Genomic DNA, 15,322 nt, shown 5'->3' on the forward strand with positions numbered 1-15,322 from the left:
CAGGTAACCTTGAGGGGTGATTGATCTAAACCTGCTCAGAGATAACCCAGACGCAATTAAGGCATCTCAGCGTGCCCGTGGCAATGACGAATCAATCGTCGACCAGGCCATTGAAGCCGATGCCACCTGGCGCCGCTGCTTGCAAGAGTTCGAGAACCTGCGCGCCGAGCAGAATGCCGCTGCCAAGTTGGTCGGCTCAGCCTCAAAAGAAGACCGCCCTGCGCTAATTGCAGCTGGTCAGGTTTTGGCCGACAAGGTGAAGGCCGCCCTAGAGATCGCCAATGCTGCGCAAGCGAGCCTTGATGCCATCATCTGGAAGATCGAGAACGTAGTCATCGAAGGTATTCCTGCCGGTGGCGAAGAGAACTTCACCGTAATCAAAGAGGTTGGAACCAAAGCCAAGTTTGATTTCGAACCACGCGACCATGTTGCCCTTGGTGAACTGCTTGACATCATCGACATCGAGCGCGGCGTCAAGGTTTCTGGCTCACGCTTCTATTTCTTGAAGGGCTGGGGTGCACGTTTAGAAATTGCCATGATGAACCTGGCTCTAGATCTTGCAGCAAAAAACAACTTCACAGCACTGATTACTCCAACCCTGGTTCGACCAGAGGTTATGGCTGGCACCGGTTTCTTGGGTGAGCACGCCGACGAAATCTATTACCTACCGGCAGATGATCTTTATCTAACCGGCACCTCAGAGGTTGCGCTCGCCGGATACCACCGCGACGAAATCATTGACCTTTCAGATGGCCCACTTCGCTATGCCGGCTGGAGCACCTGCTACCGCCGCGAAGCAGGCTCAGCTGGTCGAGACACCCGAGGCATTCTTCGGGTTCACCAGTTCAACAAGCTCGAGATGTTTAGCTACATCAAGCCTGAAGATGCCGAACAAGAGCACCTAAACCTCTTGGCTTTTGAAGAGGCAATGCTTCAGGCCTGTGAGCTTTCATACCGAGTGATTGACACAGCAGCCGGCGACCTAGGCTCATCAGCGGCTCGCAAATATGACTCTGAAGCTTGGGTGCCAAGCCAGCAGACCTATCGCGAGCTAACCTCGAGCTCAAACTGCACCACCTATCAGGCCCGTCGTTTGAACGTTCGATACCGCGATGAAAACGGCAAGACCCAAACTGCCGCAACTCTCAACGGAACCTTGGCGACAACCCGTTGGTTGGTAGCAATTCTTGAAACTCACCAGCAGGCTGACGGTTCGGTGCGCATCCCAGCAGCACTTCGCCCTTACCTTGGCGGCACAGAAGTCATCTCACCTAAATGACCCTTGCGACTGGCGATGATCGTTGGCTAATTGCCATCGACATTGATGGAACCCTGGTTCACGACGACGGCTTTTTATCTGAGGCGGTAAAAACCGAAGTAGCTCGTGTGCGCTCACTTGGCCACGAAGTTGTTGTTGCAACCGGCCGAAGTGCAGCCAACGCGGTTCCTGTGGTTCGTGAAATTGGCATTCACCACGGATTCAGCGTCTGTTCAAACGGCGCAGTGACTGTTGAAATCAAGCCAGAAGATGAACGCGGCTTTGTGCCTCACGAGGTAATCACCTTTGATCCACGTCAGGTTTTGACCGAACTAATCGAATGGGTTCCTCAGGCGCACTTCGCTGTAGAAGATGTCGACGGCAGCTATCGCTTTCACAAGCCTTTTCCGGCTTATGCCCTCGGAGCTGAAAACCATGAGACGCCGCTTGAAGAACTTATGAACCACCCAGTTTCACGAGTTGTGGTGCTTTCACCAGAGCAAGAGGTTGAAGAGTTTTTGAGCCGCATTGCCAACGTTGGCCTGCACTCGGTTTCGTATGCCATCGGTTACAGCGCTTGGCTAGACATTTCTCCTTCGGGCGTTAGCAAAGCTTCAGCACTTGAAAAGCAACGAGCCGAACTCGGCATCAAGCCAAACCAGGTGATTGCCATCGGCGATGGCCGCAACGACATGCAAATGTTCGAGTGGGCTCAGTCTGGCGGCGGCCTAGCCTTCGCTATGGGCCAGGCTCCAGAAGAAGTAAAACTGGCGGCAACTGCAGTGACCTCGGCGGTCGAAGACGACGGTGTTGCCCATGTTCTGTCTGGCTTTGAGGGCATCCTCTTCGCTCGCTCAAACTAGCCAATTTACAGGCGCCAATTTTTCAGGTAAACTAACTCATACGGAAGCGTGCCGGAGCGGCCGAACGGAACAGTCTTGAAAACTGTCGTAGTTAATAGCTACCGTGGGTTCAAATCCCACCGCTTCCTCCATTCACAAAAAACCTCTCGATTTGTCGAGAGGTTTTTTGCTTAACCTCGAGGCTCGATTCCAAGCTTCAGCTATCTTCCAAACTTGCTGAGAATCTGCCGGCGCCCTTGTTGATGGCGGGGCTGGCTCTTAAACTAGAAGCAATGAAGAAATCACCCCGCACCCCAAAATCTGAGGGTTTTGCTCGTCACGGCCGCATCCGTGTTCAGACCAAACCTCGCGCCTTTGCCAGCCTCGCTTTCAAGGCTTTGGGTTTGCTCACCGCTGTGGCCATTGCAATTGCGGGCCTCTCTTTCTGGGAGATCAGCAACACCATCAAGGGCAACAACATTGTTCTTGCCGGCGCTAAAAAGATCACCGCTGAAGACCTAAAGGGACCAATCAACATGCTTTTGGTTGGCAGCGATACTCGAGCTGGTCAGGGTGCTGGCTACGGTAACGACACATCTGTTCTTGCCGACGTGATCATTCTTTTGCACATTTCTGAAGACCGCAAAAATGCAGTTGCACTGAGTTTTCCGCGCGACCTTCTAGTTCCGTGGCCAGCTTGCCCAAGCACATCTGGCGGCCCTGGCTACCTGCCGCAGAGCCTCGGCCAGATCAACGCGACCATTGCCAACGGTGGCCCGGGTTGCACGTTGTTGACCGTCGAAAAGCTAACCGGTCTGAGCATTCCTTATTTGGCAATGATCGACTTCAAGGGCGTTATCGAAATGTCTAACGCCATCGGTGGCGTTGACGTTTGTGTTGCCGAAGAAATCAGCGACCCATACACCCAGACTTACCTTCAGCCAGGCGAATACAACCTCAAGGGCAAGGCTGCTTTGCAGTTCTTGAGAACCCGTCACGGCGTTGGCGATGGTTCAGACCTTGCCCGCATTAGCAACCAGCAGACTTTCTTGACCTCACTGGTTCGCAAGGTCAAATCTGAGGGCGTTCTTTCAAACCCGGTTTACCTTTATTCACTAGCTTCGGCTGCTGCCCGCAACATGCAGTTGAGCGAGAGCCTGACCGACGTAAACGTGATGGTTGCCCTGGCAAGTGCGCTCAAGGATGTTGAGCTTGACGCAATCACCTTTATGCAGGTGCCTAGCCGCGGTGGTTTGCCAGCACCATATTCGGGTCGAGTTGCCCCGGTTTATGAAACCGCAAACGTGATTTTCTCGAAGCTTGTTAACGACGAACCAATCTTGGTCGATGGCAGCAACACCGGCACCGGTTCGGTGGTTGCCTCACCTAGCCCAAGCCCAAGTTCATCAAGTAGCGCTTCGGCAAGCCCATCGAGTTCAGCTTCTCCATCGGCAAGTTCTTCACCGGTTGCCACCACCGATGGGCGCGGAACCAACGCTTCAATCACCACCTGTTCTGGCTAGATTTAGTCGGCCGCAAACGCCACTAAAATAAATTTTTCACCCGCAAATAGTTAGGCAATCCCAATGGCTGAACACACTTTCCTACGCGGTCCGAAAGACTGGTGGCGTCAGGCTGTCGTCTATCAGATCTATCCACGCAGCTATGCTGACCAAAACGGTGACGGCATCGGTGACCTAAAAGGCATCACCTCTCGTGTGCCTTACCTAAAAGAACTTGGCGTAGATGCTGTTTGGCTGAGCCCGTTCTATCCATCAGAGCTTGCCGACGGCGGTTATGACGTTGCTGACTACCGCAACATCGACCCACGCATTGGCACCCTAGAAGAGTTCGATGTCATGCTCGAAACTCTTCACGCAAACGGCATCCGTGTGTTTGTTGACGTCGTGCCTAACCACTCTTCAGACCAGCACGAATGGTTCCAGGCGGCACTAAAGGCAGCTCCTGGTTCACCAGAGCGCGACCGCTACATTTTTAGAGACGGCAAGGGTGAGAACGGCGAGATTCGTCCTTCTGAGTTGGTTAGCCACTTTGGCCCTACCGCCTGGACTCGCATCACCGAACCAGATGGCACCCCTGGCCAGTGGTACATGCACCTCTTTGCAAAAGAGCAGCCTGACTTTAACTGGGACAACCAAGAGGTTCGCGACGACTTCATCAAGACCATGCGTTTCTGGTCTGACCGCGGTGTCGATGGTTACCGCATCGACGTTGCTCACGCATTGGTCAAAGACCTAAAGAATGGCCACTTGCCAGAGCGTCAGTCTTATGACGTTTCAGTCATGAAAGACGATGGCACCGATGACCTATTTGACCGTGACGAAGTTCACGAGATTTATGCATCATGGCGCCAGGTTTACAACGAGTACGACCCACCGCGCGTAGCTGTTGCTGAGGCATGGGTTCACGCCAACCGTCGCGCTGCGTATGCGAGCGAGAAGGGTCTTGGCCAGTCATTTAGCTTTGACCTTTTGGGCACACCTTGGAACTCAAAGAAGTTCCACGACACCATTGATTACAACCTAAAGGCGTCTTCTAAGACTGGTTCATCAACCACCTGGGTGTTCTCAAACCACGACGTGATTCGTCACGCAACCCGCTTTGGTTTGTCTGATGAAATCAACAAGAACCTGCCAAAGTGGTTCCGTTCGGCTGATCGCGAAAGCCAGATCAACTTCAAGCAGGGCCTCGAGCGCGCACGTGCCGCGACCATGCTGATTTTGGCACTGCCTGGTTCGACCTACCTTTACCAAGGTGAAGAGCTTGGCCTGCACGAGCCATTGAACATTCCGTCTGACCAGATGCAAGACCCGCAGTGGTTTAGAAGCGAAGGCTCAATCAGCCGCGATGGTTGCCGCGTTCCAATGCCATGGACCTCAACCGGTTCATCATTCGGCTTTGGCCCTGGTGGCGCGCACCTGCCTCAGCCAGACTGGTTCAAAGACGTCAACGTTGAAAAGCAAGACGGCGTCAAGGGCTCAACTCTAGAGATGTACCGCGATGCTCTTCGAATTCGCAAAGATCTAGTCTGCGAAGAGAAGCTCACTTGGGTAAAGCACTGGCTAAACAGCAATGTGCTTCACTTCAAGCGCCCGAACGGTTGGCAGTCAATCACCAACTTCGGCACCAAGCCAATCAAGCTTCCTAAGGGCCAGGTTCAGATCAGCAGCCAGCCATTGGTTGACGGCAAGATTGCACCAAACACCACCGTTTGGTTGCAGAGCTAGTCTCAGCAGCCAACCAACAGCTTCAAAGAGGTTAGGCGAACCGATATCAACATGGATGTCGGTTTTTCGCGGCCTCGGGTTTACAAGTGTCGAAAGACAAAGTAAACTAGCAAAGTTGCCTCGGCAACGCCCACCAAAATTGCGTAGCAATTACGCGTTTGTAGCTCAACGGATAGAGCATCTGACTACGGATCAGAAGGTTGGGGGTTCGAGTCCCTCCAAGCGCACCAAATCAAGAGCCCCGAGAAATCGGGGCTTTTTGTTTCTGAAAGTCGCTGAGCGATTGTGTTATTCGCAAACAAAAGAAGGCGCTATAAGATTGGCAACAATACTTATTTGGTTTCAATAATCGTTCGAACGAGAGCTTCGTGCTCAGATTCAGATTATTGATATGACAGAGGGCTCATGAGTAAAAAATTCACTTTATCGATGGCGATTTTTGCCACTTTCTTTTCATTGTTTGCTGGAACGCAGTCTGCGTCAGCGACAACTGCACCCGAGTTTCCAGCATCCGAGCAATTGAATGCATTCGGATACTACAAAGCGGACGACACTCAATATGCGGTGTTGCCGCACTACGGCCAAGTTCCAGCGGTTATTGAGCCGGTTACCGGCGGCGTGACTGTAACACCTGAAGATAGAACCGAATTGGCGTCGCCGTCGGCTTCAGAATTGACTAACGCTGGTGCAGATTCTGCAACCGGAACAACCTGGGCCCTATATCGTGACTGCTCGCTCTGGAGCATTGACGCCGATGGCACAGTTGCGTCATTTGATCTTCAAACCAAGCTTTCGGCAACCGATGCCTACGACTGCTTTGCCTTCATGATTCGCGATGATTCAACAGCTGTGGTCTTCGGCAACATCGACTTGGGCAGTGGAGCAACAAAATCAGTATTTGAACTTGATCTGACAGACGTTTCACTCATCTCGGGAAGCATTAAAACGGTCAACTTCTACATTGGTGGAATGGCTACCGACCCAACTACCGGAGACATTTGGGTTTCTGTAGTTTGGGCCGATGGTGACAGCGGAATCTATAAGTACGACATGGCTTCAGGCATCGACATGGCTAGTCACATCGCGACCACTGACCTTTGGGGCATGGCGTTTGACTCAACTGGAACTCTTTGGGCAACCGACTGGGGCAATCGTTCAGGAGGACTTGACTGTGCCAACTATTCCTGCCTGTCATACCTGATTCCGACAGCTGCCGATGCGCTTAACACCTTCGGAACCGTTGGAGAGATGAAAGATTCAGCCGGAAAGTCTTTCGTGAGCTCAGGCATCTGGATTTCTCAGAAGGAATCGACGGTTGTTGACTCAGAAAAGGGCGAAACTCTTGCCGACACGGGCGCGAGTGACTCACGCGGCCTGTATGCGCTCTTCGCAGCTTTACTTATCGCAAGCGGTCTTCTAATGATGAACCGTTCGCGTCAAAAGGCGCGCAAATAATTGGCAAAGGCCAAGATTAGCCATAATAAAAAGGCCCCCAATCGGGGGCCTTTTTATTTAGCTCAACCGACCGGCGAAAATTCCAAATTCTAACTCAGGGAATTAGCGGTCAGGATTTGAGATTGCTTCAAGAGGAGGAAAAATGAAGAACAATACTTTGGCAATGTTGGCAACAATTTCGTTGGTTTTGAGCGTTGCAGTTTTGATTGGCTACATTGATCCTGCTGTGTGCGCCGGCAGCGGCATTCAGTCGCTAGCAGTTTGCCAGCAAGAAGCGTCAACTCACCTGTGGGGCTTTGTTGCCTTTTCGGCGTTCGGCGTAATCACCCTGGTAGTCGGCACTCTTCGAAACAAGCGTGCATCCAAGCGCAATTAGTTAATCTTGCGCTCAGCCTTTGGCTGCGGATGCAAAGACTCTTGGCCAAGACCGCTCAAGATGAGTGCGATTCCCGCGGCAAGTGCATCCTGGTTGTTGGCTGACGCGATAGACGAGCTCGTGGTTTCGGCCACCCCAAAAACTACACCTAAGCTGTCGGCAGCCATTCGCTGCTGTTGGTGCCAAACCTGGCCAAGCACTAGAAACACGATAGATTCTGTGGCAACTCGAACTAGGTCATCGGCAAGGCCTGATTGCATAAGTGGCCTACGAATGCGATCAAACGCAGCTTCGGCACCTAGGCCAAGGGCAAGAGTTGAACTAACAATCTCGGCTCCGTCGCGATAGGCAAGAAGCGAGTCGCGCAGCGCGCAAGCCGCGATGAGACTTTGCTCTTGCCAAGTCAGGCTTGAATCTTCTTCAGGCACTATGTGATCGACAATGTGATCAGAGAGTCGGGCAAACAGGGTTTGCTTGTTTTCAAAATGCCAATACAGACCGCTTGGTTGCATGTCTAGTTTGGCGGCCAACCGGCGCATGCTTAGGTCAGGCAAACCCACTTCATCAAGAAGCTGCAGGGCAGAGGCAAGGATGTCGGCCCGATTTAATCGACCGAGCTTCACTGAATTTGCATCTGGGTTGCTCATAACGGGTTGAGCCTACTAGTATCTTGAACAGTGTTCAAGTAGATGAACAGTGTTCAAGTTAAGTCGACCAAGGAGCAACTTTTGGCAACCACACCCCGTTTCAGCATCAACGACCTGACCAAAATTGCCGTATTTGCCGCAATCATTGCGGTTCTAGGCCTACCTGGTTCGATCAACCTGGCCGATGGTGTGCCAATTACTGCTCAGACTTTGGGCGTGATGTTGGCCGGAGCCGTTCTTGGCAAGTGGCGCGGTGCTGCGGCAGTTGTACTTTTTGAAGTGCTAGTTGCAATTGGTTTTCCACTGCTTTCGGGTGGTCGTGGCGGCCTTTCAGTTTTTGTTGGCCCGTCAGTTGGTTTCTTGATCGGTTGGATCTTCGGTGCTTTCGTAATTGGCCTAATCGCTCACCGCAAGTCAGCAAAGCCGAACCCAGTCTCACTGGTAATCGGTTTGGTTTTGGGCGGAATTGCAGTGGTTTACTTGTTCGGCATTCCGGTTATGGCGGCAATCACTGGCATGCAGCTTGAGGCTGCCGTTGTCGCATCAGCGGTTTACCTACCCGGAGACCTAATCAAAGTTGTGATCGCCACCGTGATCACCCTTGCCCTGTGGCGAGCATATCCAAAGGCTTTCAAAAACTAAGTGACTTCATCTGCGCTTGAATTTATCCGAGGCGAATCGGTTGCTGAGGTAGCAGCCAAGGTTGCTGAAGCAAGGGCTGGCCAACGGGTGCCTTTGGTCGGTGATTCACGCTGGACCGACGAGTATTGGCAAGGAGTTTGTGACACCTGGCGCGCAATGCCGTTGCCAGAGGGTGCAGCATGGGCCGCACTTAGCTCGGGAACCACCGGCAACCCGAGACTAATTTTGCGCAGCGAAGAATCTTGGAGCGACTCTTTCGAGGCGCTCAACAAGTTGCTTCAGGCTTCAGCCTCGGATGTTTTTTACATCCCAGGGTCACCGGCATCATCATTGGCCTTATTCACTTTTGCTCACGCTGCAGCTCTTAGAGCCAAGGTGGTGGGCGAAGATCAGCTGGCCTCAGCAACCATCTTTCATGGCACTCCTTCGCTATTTAGGTCAACACTTGCGAAGCTCTCTAACACTGAGTCTCCAAAGCTAAGGGTTGCCCTGATCGGCGGCGATTCACTTGATGATCACACGCGTGCACTTGCCGCAAAGCATTCGATTCGAGTCATCAGTTATTACGGTGCAGCCGAACTGTCATTCGTGGCAGTGGATGTCGATGGCGGCGGATTCAAACCCTTTGATGGTGTTGAACTGAAAATTATCGACAACCTACTCTGGGTGAAATCTCCATACTTGGCTCTCGGTTATCTTGGCGTTGGTGGTTCTCTGAAAGCGACCCCAGAGGGTTGGGCAACTGTCGGTGACCTAGCCAGTTTTGAAAACGGCTACCTGAAAATTCATGGACGTGCCGACTGTGCGATTCAAACGGCTGCTGTAACAGTGGTGCCCGAAGATGTTGAGCAGGCTTTGCAAAACCTTGAGGTAGTGAAGCAAGTGGTGGTGTTCGGTCTGCCAAACGAGTCAATTGGCAATTTGGTAGCTGCGGTTTTGGTCTTCGACGAAAAATTCGATGCTGACCTACGATCACTTTTGGCCGTTGAGGCTCAAGCGGCAAAATTGCTCTCGCCAACGCATCGCCCTAGAGTTTGGTTTGTAGCCGAATCTGTGCCTGTAACCATTAGTTCAAAGCCGGCTCGCAAACTTATTCAAGCCGCCGCTATAGCTGGGGAGTATCGCAAACTTGTCTAACTCACAGCCACCCACTCGAGTCAACGCCTCAACACCAGTTGTGGTTGCCGTGGCCAGAACGCCATTCACCACTCGCGGGGCCCAGTTCGCTAATATCGGCGCCGAAAAATTGGCCGGTGTCGCGATTGCTGCTGTTGCTGAACGAGCCCACAAGGCACTTGATGGCAAATCTGATCTCGAGATTGACGGCGTATATCTAGGCAATTGCATGGGCCCCGGCGGAAACCTTGCTCGAGTCAGCACCCTGGCAGCCGGTCTGCCTGTTGAAACTCCAGCAATGACTATTGACACTCAATGCGCAAGTGCTTTGACCGCCATCGTTGTTGCCGGTCAGTCGATTACCTCTGGCAACGCACAGCTTGTAATTGCTGGCGGTAGCGAAAGCGCATCAACTGCTCCGGTTCGCTCAATCGACGGCGTGCCATACGCGCGTGCTCCTTTTGCACCTGATGGATTCGATGACCCTGACATGGGCCCTGCTGCCCAAGCCTTGGCAATTCGAAACCAAATCACACGCACCGAACAAGATGCATATGCAATTCGAAGCCACCGGTTGGCTCTGGCCGCAGTCGAAGCCGGAGTCATTGACGCCGAACTTATTGCGGTTGGCGAGACCGAGACCGACAAGTCTTTGAGTGCCAACATCGGCCAAATGATCGGTCGTCTGAGCCCGCTTTATGTTGATTCAACCGAGGCAGAGTTTGCAGTTACGGGAGGCAACTCCAGCCGAAATTCTGATGGTGCCGTGGTTGTCGCGCTAACTTCTGAATCGAATCGAAACCAGGCGCCAGGCCTAGCTTTGATCGACTCGGTGACCCTCGGCAAGTCAACTGATTTGCCAGGCATTGGTCCGGTCGGCGCGGTACAGAAACTGCTTGCCCGCAACAATTTATCCATGGATGAAATCGAAGCATTCGAAATCGTCGAAGCCTTTGGCGCTCAGACCCTATCGGTATTGAAGGCTCTTGGTTTGGCTACTGAGAAAACTGTGGATGACCGCGTTTGCACACAGGGTGGATCACTCGCCTTCGGTCATCCGTGGGGTGCAAGCGGGGCGTTTGTTGTGACTCGATTGTTCTCGCGCTTGGTCAACGGAGGTTCGCCAGCCGGAAGCCTTGGTTTAGCAACCGTTGCGGTTGGCGGAGGCATGGGCGTGGCTGTTCTATTCGAGGTGGTTCGCTAGTGGGTTCAATCACTCTCAAAGACGTCGAAGTTCAGTTTGATGGCAAGACTGTTTTAGCCATCGATGATCTATCGCTCACCGCCAACACAATCGCAGTAATCGGTGCGAATGGCTCCGGAAAGTCAACTTTTGCTCGCCTGCTAAATGGCCTGGCTAAACCAAGCACCGGGCAAGTTCTGGTTAATGAAATAGATGTTGTTACCGAACCCAAGCGAGCAGTCAGCCAAGCGGGTTTTATTTTTTCAAACCCCGATGTTCAGATTGTCATGCCAACGCTCATTGAAGATGTTGAATTTTCGCTTCGGTCGGTCGGCCTCAGTAAAGCTGAACAAAATGCGCAAGCTATGGCAGCGCTCGATGCGGTCGGTCTAAAGCACCTGGCCGATGCTCCCGCGCAGTCGCTTTCGAGTGGGCAAAAACAGCTGCTAGCCATAGCGGCCATCACTGTTCGAAAACCGAGTTTGGTGATTGCCGACGAACCCACCGCTTTGCTTGACCTCGGCAATGCCAAGCAAATAGCCCAGCTCTTGTTGTCCCCGGTTGCCGACCAGGTTGTGTTGGTGACCCACGACATGAAATTGGCTGGCTTGTGTGAGGTGGCTGTTCATTTCGATCAAGGTCGTTTAGTTTCGGTGGGTGCGCCGAAAGATGTAATTGCGCGATACGAAAAGATGTTTGCGTGATCTCGCTTTATCGACCAGGCAATTCTTGGTTGCATCGAGCCCCGGTGGCAATAAAGTTTGCCGCTCTAGTTTTGGGCTTGCTGGCCATTTCGATTTTTGCCAAGGATGTCACCTCGGTTTTGAGCATTCTGCTGTTTGCGATTCTCAGCTTTACCCTCATCGGAACAAACGCTAAACAGATTTTCTCGATGCTTTGGAGCCTAAAGCTTGTGGTCTTGCTGGTTCTGTTGCCTCAGCTGTTGTTCATGGATTGGTCGCTGGCCCTAGTGAACGTCACCCGACTTGTTGCCTGTATTTTGTTTGCTATGTTGTTCACCTCAACGACAAGAAACCAAGAAATTCTCGAACTGGTTGAACTGCTTGCGAAGCCACTCAAAGCGTTGGGTATTCGCCCGAACACAATTGCTTTGCTCGTGGCAATGGCTCTGAACTCCATTGCACTTCTAAACAAGTTCGTCGCCGATATTCGCGAAGCTCAACTTGCCCGTGGAATGAAGCCAAAACTGCATCTGCTCGTGTTGCCGGTTTTGGTGCTTTCACTAAAGCACGCCGATGACCATGCCGAAGCTCTCTTGGCTAGAGGCGTAGAGGTTTAGGCGAAACACCAAGAGCCCTAAACGGCTCTTAGAACCTTCTCCATCGGCCGGCCTTTATAGAGGTCGTCGACAAGCTTGTCGAGATAGCGAATTTTCTGCATCAGGGGATCTTCAATTTCTTCGATGCGCACGCCGCAAATCATCCCAGTGATTTTGATTGCGTCAGGATTGATGGCTGCCTGAGCAAAGAACTCTTCGAGCGTCACATTTGTGTCGATTAGGTCTTGAAGTTTCGAGTCTGAAAAGCCAGTCAGCCAGGTGATTACTTCGCGAAGCTCAGCAATGGTTCGACCCTTGCGTTCAACTTTGGTCACATAAAGCGGATAGATTCGCGAGAATGCCATTGAGTAAATCTTGTGCATGGGTTCACTCTAGAACAGCAATGGTCGTAGAGTTCAAACATGCAGTCACCGGCCGCTTTCATTCGTGGGGTAAAACACCCAGAGGCTTTTCACGGCCAAGGCAAGACCACCAACTTCTTTGAAGGTTGGTACATCAAAATCGTTAGCGCCGATAAATCTCAGCGGTGGGCAGTTATTCCGGGAATCTTTAGAGGCCTAAAAACGGGTGACGGGAGTTCCTCTGATCAGGCGTTTGTGCAGGTGCTTGACGGCCAAACGGGTCGCTCGTGGTTTCACGAGTTTGCCGTCGAAGATTTCAAAGCCGACACCAAAAGTTTTGATGTCACAGTCGGTGAGAACCACTTCAGTTCTAGAGGGGTGAAGCTCGACCTGCCGCAGCTAAAGGGCGAGCTGACTTATTCATCTGAGGTCGACCCTTGGCCAGTAACTTTCGCTTCGCCAGGAATCATGGGTTGGTATGGGTTGGTGCCGTTCATGGAGTGCTTTCACGGAATCGTTTCATTCGGTCATTCGCTCGAGGGACGCCTCGACATAGAGGGAACAGAACACGATTTTGCAGGTGGCCGAGGATACATCGAGAAAGACTGGGGTCAGAATTTTCCGGCTGGTTATGTGTGGCTGCAAAGCAACCATTTTGAAGCCGAACCTGAGGCTTCGCTCGTTGCATCGGTCGCAATCATCCCTTGGCTTCGAAGCGCCTTTCGCGGTTTCATAATCGGGTTCAAGCACCACGGCAAACTTCACAAGTGGACAACCTACAACAAGACAGTTGAGCAGCAACTGACAATCGACGACAGCCATATCAGATGGAGCCTTAGCGGCCCAGATGGTGTTTTAGAAATCAGAGCTGAACGAGCATCGGGTGGATTGTTGCATGCTCCACTGAGAACCGAAATGCAAAAGCGGGTAGAAGAAACCATGCTTGCCAAAATCGAAGTCAAGCATTTCGACAAAAACGGCCAACTGGTCTTTTCGTCAATCGGTGATTGTGCCGCGATGGAAGTCTTTGGCGACCTGGAGCGTTTGCTGAATATTGACTAAGCTCGGGCCTCAAGAATCTGGTTGAAGGCCTTTACGAAAACATCAGGGTTCTGCGCACCTGAAACACCATATTTGCCATCGATAACAAAAAACGGAACGCCGCTGATGCCATAGGCCTGCGCCTGAGCGAGGTCGGCTTCGAAGGCTGGCAAAAACTCTTCAGATTCTAGAACGCGCAAAACCTCAGCACGATCTAGGCCTACATCAGAAGCTAGATCTGCCAGCACTTCGGCGCGGCCAACATGCAATGCCTCCACAAAGTGAGCCGACATGATTCGTTCTTTCATCTCGACCTGTTTGCCCTGAGTTTTCGCATATTGCAAAAGCTGGTGAGCCAGCACCGTGTTTGTCATGTGCATGTGCCCCATGTCGTAGTCGAGACCAACATCCTTGGCAATTGCAACCAAGCGCTCGGTCATGGCAATTACTTGGTCGCGAGGCATGCCTTTGTGTTGGGCCAAGTAATCAGTCTGGCCACCCTCATAATCAACGGGCATGTCTGGGTTCAAAAGATAGCTGTGATACTCGACCTCGACTGGCGCAGTCGAATCTTGGCTAGAAAACTCGCGGATAGCGCTCTCGATTTTGCGCTTGCCGATGTAGCACCACGGGCAAGCCACGTCTGACCAAATGTCTACCTTGATTGGATTACTCATTCCGTAAGCCTAAGTCGACTGCTTACTGACCAGATCCCTAGACCGATAAGGGCCAAAATAGCACCTATCCATTGGATGCCAGCCCAACCGAGTGTCGACCACAAGATCGCTGTGAGAGCGGAACCGAGAGCGGCACCAATGAAGTTCACAGTTACATAGCCAGCATTAATTCGGCTTCTTGCCTCCGGAAAAGACGAAATTAGCTTGGTTTGGTTGGTGACACCGATTGCCTGAAATGCGGCATCCATTACGAACAATTGGATAGCCAGAAAAACCAGCGAAACCTCAGCAAACGATCCAATCACCATTGCGGCTGAGTTAGCTATCCATGCAATTTTGGTTGCGATTTCGGCTTTGCCTGAATCAATAAGGCGACCGGTATTTCGGGCACCGATTGCACCCACCAAACCAAATAGACCCCAGAGTCCGATTTCGGTGGTCGACATTTTGAACTGAGGCCCTGAAAGCAAGAAGGTTAACGAGGTCCAAACTGAACTAAAAATAAGCATCCCGATGCCGTTGCTAATCATCACACGCAGCACCCAGCGGTGTTTGGCAATGAGCGAGAAAATCCCTGCCACCAATCGGTGATATGCCACTTTGGGCTTTGTATCCAGCACCGGGATGCTTCGGTAGAGCGCGAAGGCCAACGCGAGGTTTGCCAAGCCGATAATGCCGAACGTTACCTGCCAGCTGGTTAGGTCGCTCAGGCCTCCGCTTATTGTTCGTGCTCCGAGAATTCCGATCAGAATTCCCGAAACCACGAAACTCACGTTGCGCCCGCGGTGAGACTCGTCACTTAGTTCATTAGTCAATGGAATAAGAATTTGGCCTGAAATGGTTGTGAAGCCGACTAAAAACAAAGCGATTATGAGAGTCAGGTAACTCGTGCTGGCACCTACCGCGATCTGGCCCAACCCGGCCAGCGTTACCATTACTGGCACAAAAATCTTTCGCGAACGAACATCTCCAAGCGGTAATAGAAATACGATTCCTGACGCATAGCCAAGCTGAACCGCAGTGACTAGCCAACCGTTTTGGGAAGCAGTTGTGTTTAGGTCATTTGAAATTTCGGCAAGCAGCGGCTGGATGAAATAGAGATTGCCAACGGCAAAACCTCCGGCAATTGCAAAGAGCAAAAGGGTTGATTTCTTCACTTGCTCAATCTATTTGAGCTCAAGGCACTTCGCCCGTCA

General features: G+C 52.0%; 16 protein-coding genes and 2 tRNA genes. 14 read left to right on the plus strand and 4 right to left on the minus strand.

Annotation, left to right across the window (positions count from 1 at the left end; all coding sequences use genetic code 11):
• Nucleotides 1–16 precede the first annotated feature (16 nt).
• The 8 genes from serS (at nt 17) to Q0L26_RS03575 (ending at nt 7,179) form a co-directional block, all read left to right on the plus strand.
• Nucleotides 17–1,279 carry a serine--tRNA ligase gene (gene serS, locus Q0L26_RS03540; RefSeq protein WP_296647492.1) on the plus strand — a complete coding sequence of 421 codons (1,263 nt, stop codon included), beginning with the start codon at nt 17–19 and terminating at the stop codon, nt 1,277–1,279.
• Nucleotides 1,276–2,121 (plus strand): HAD family hydrolase, encoded by an 846-nt coding sequence (locus Q0L26_RS03545; RefSeq protein ID WP_296647494.1) that lies wholly within the window; start codon nt 1,276–1,278, stop codon nt 2,119–2,121. Before serS ends, Q0L26_RS03545 begins: the two co-directional genes overlap by 4 nt.
• A 42-nt stretch (nt 2,122–2,163) precedes the next feature.
• A tRNA-Ser gene (locus Q0L26_RS03550) sits at nt 2,164–2,252 on the plus strand.
• A gap of 141 nt (nt 2,253–2,393) precedes the next feature.
• Nucleotides 2,394–3,623: an LCP family protein gene (locus Q0L26_RS03555; RefSeq protein ID WP_296647497.1), complete on the plus strand. Its 1,230-nt coding sequence runs from the start codon at nt 2,394–2,396 to the stop codon at nt 3,621–3,623.
• 63 nt (nt 3,624–3,686) lie between these two features.
• The gene (locus Q0L26_RS03560; RefSeq protein WP_296647499.1) at nt 3,687–5,348 is read left to right on the plus strand and encodes a glycoside hydrolase family 13 protein; all 1,662 of its coding nucleotides are present in this window, start codon (nt 3,687–3,689) and stop codon (nt 5,346–5,348) included.
• A gap of 154 nt (nt 5,349–5,502) precedes the next feature.
• A tRNA-Arg gene (locus Q0L26_RS03565) sits at nt 5,503–5,578 on the plus strand.
• A 175-nt stretch (nt 5,579–5,753) separates the two neighbouring features.
• Entirely contained in the window at nt 5,754–6,803 is a 1,050-nt protein-coding gene (locus tag Q0L26_RS03570) for a hypothetical protein (protein WP_296647502.1), read from the plus strand.
• Between the two features lie 142 nt (nt 6,804–6,945).
• A complete protein-coding gene (locus Q0L26_RS03575) occupies nt 6,946–7,179 on the plus strand; it encodes a hypothetical protein (protein WP_296647505.1) in 234 nt (77 codons plus the stop codon).
• On the opposite strand, the gene Q0L26_RS03580 is transcribed toward Q0L26_RS03575, so the two are convergent.
• Nucleotides 7,176–7,826, minus strand: a complete 651-nt coding sequence (locus tag Q0L26_RS03580) for a TetR/AcrR family transcriptional regulator C-terminal domain-containing protein (RefSeq protein ID WP_296647507.1) — start codon at nt 7,824–7,826, stop codon at nt 7,176–7,178. The two genes, Q0L26_RS03575 and Q0L26_RS03580, sit on opposite strands and share 4 nt — an antisense overlap.
• Before the next feature lie 81 nt (nt 7,827–7,907).
• Here Q0L26_RS03580 and Q0L26_RS03585 point away from each other — a divergent pair, with 81 nt between their 5' ends.
• The 5 genes from Q0L26_RS03585 to Q0L26_RS03605 are packed head-to-tail and all read left to right on the plus strand — an operon-like array spanning nt 7,908 to nt 12,067.
• The gene (locus Q0L26_RS03585; protein WP_296647510.1) at nt 7,908–8,468 is read left to right on the plus strand and encodes a biotin transporter BioY; all 561 of its coding nucleotides are present in this window, start codon (nt 7,908–7,910) and stop codon (nt 8,466–8,468) included.
• A complete protein-coding gene (locus Q0L26_RS03590; protein WP_296647513.1) occupies nt 8,469–9,605 on the plus strand; it encodes an AMP-binding protein in 1,137 nt (378 codons plus the stop codon).
• Nucleotides 9,598–10,788: a thiolase family protein gene (locus Q0L26_RS03595; protein WP_296647516.1), complete on the plus strand. Its 1,191-nt coding sequence runs from the start codon at nt 9,598–9,600 to the stop codon at nt 10,786–10,788. The genes Q0L26_RS03590 and Q0L26_RS03595 overlap by 8 nt, the downstream gene beginning before the upstream one ends.
• Complete coding sequence (locus tag Q0L26_RS03600; RefSeq protein ID WP_296647520.1) at nt 10,788–11,471, plus strand: ABC transporter ATP-binding protein; 684 nt, start codon at nt 10,788–10,790, stop codon at nt 11,469–11,471. The genes Q0L26_RS03595 and Q0L26_RS03600 overlap by 1 nt, the downstream gene beginning before the upstream one ends.
• Nucleotides 11,468–12,067, plus strand: coding sequence for a CbiQ family ECF transporter T component (locus tag Q0L26_RS03605; protein WP_296647524.1), 600 nt, complete (start codon nt 11,468–11,470; stop codon nt 12,065–12,067). The genes Q0L26_RS03600 and Q0L26_RS03605 overlap by 4 nt, the downstream gene beginning before the upstream one ends.
• 17 nt (nt 12,068–12,084) lie before the next feature.
• Here Q0L26_RS03605 and Q0L26_RS03610 read toward each other — a convergent pair whose 3' ends face one another.
• Complete coding sequence (locus Q0L26_RS03610; protein ID WP_296647527.1) at nt 12,085–12,429, minus strand: DUF2200 domain-containing protein; 345 nt, start codon at nt 12,427–12,429, stop codon at nt 12,085–12,087.
• Nucleotides 12,430–12,468: 39 nt separating this feature from the next.
• Here Q0L26_RS03610 and Q0L26_RS03615 point away from each other — a divergent pair, with 39 nt between their 5' ends.
• A complete protein-coding gene (locus tag Q0L26_RS03615) occupies nt 12,469–13,470 on the plus strand; it encodes a tocopherol cyclase family protein (RefSeq protein WP_296647530.1) in 1,002 nt (333 codons plus the stop codon).
• Here Q0L26_RS03615 and Q0L26_RS03620 read toward each other — a convergent pair.
• Together Q0L26_RS03620 and Q0L26_RS03625 are read right to left on the minus strand one after the other, a co-directional pair.
• Complete coding sequence (locus Q0L26_RS03620; protein WP_296647535.1) at nt 13,467–14,126, minus strand: DsbA family oxidoreductase; 660 nt, start codon at nt 14,124–14,126, stop codon at nt 13,467–13,469. The genes Q0L26_RS03615 and Q0L26_RS03620 overlap by 4 nt on opposite strands.
• Nucleotides 14,123–15,283: an MFS transporter gene (locus Q0L26_RS03625; protein ID WP_296647539.1), complete on the minus strand. Its 1,161-nt coding sequence runs from the start codon at nt 15,281–15,283 to the stop codon at nt 14,123–14,125. The genes Q0L26_RS03620 and Q0L26_RS03625 overlap by 4 nt, the downstream gene beginning before the upstream one ends.
• Nucleotides 15,284–15,322: the final 39 nt, after the last annotated feature.

Origin of the sequence: Rhodoluna sp. (genome assembly GCF_024641065.1) — a bacterium.
Lineage (GTDB): Bacteria > Actinomycetota > Actinomycetes > Actinomycetales > Microbacteriaceae > Rhodoluna.

Coding starts and splice junctions, on each gene's coding strand:
- Q0L26_RS03545 (WP_296647494.1), top strand. CDS start 1,276: ATGACCCTTGCGACTGGCGATGATCGTTGGCTAATTGCCATCGACATT.
- Q0L26_RS03555 (WP_296647497.1), top strand. CDS start 2,394: ATGAAGAAATCACCCCGCACCCCAAAATCTGAGGGTTTTGCTCGTCAC.
- Q0L26_RS03560 (WP_296647499.1), top strand. CDS start 3,687: ATGGCTGAACACACTTTCCTACGCGGTCCGAAAGACTGGTGGCGTCAG.
- Q0L26_RS03570 (WP_296647502.1), top strand. CDS start 5,754: ATGAGTAAAAAATTCACTTTATCGATGGCGATTTTTGCCACTTTCTTT.
- Q0L26_RS03575 (WP_296647505.1), top strand. CDS start 6,946: ATGAAGAACAATACTTTGGCAATGTTGGCAACAATTTCGTTGGTTTTG.
- Q0L26_RS03580 (WP_296647507.1), bottom strand. CDS start 7,826: ATGAGCAACCCAGATGCAAATTCAGTGAAGCTCGGTCGATTAAATCGG.
- Q0L26_RS03610 (WP_296647527.1), bottom strand. CDS start 12,429: ATGCACAAGATTTACTCAATGGCATTCTCGCGAATCTATCCGCTTTAT.
- Q0L26_RS03615 (WP_296647530.1), top strand. CDS start 12,469: ATGCAGTCACCGGCCGCTTTCATTCGTGGGGTAAAACACCCAGAGGCT.
- Q0L26_RS03620 (WP_296647535.1), bottom strand. CDS start 14,126: ATGAGTAATCCAATCAAGGTAGACATTTGGTCAGACGTGGCTTGCCCG.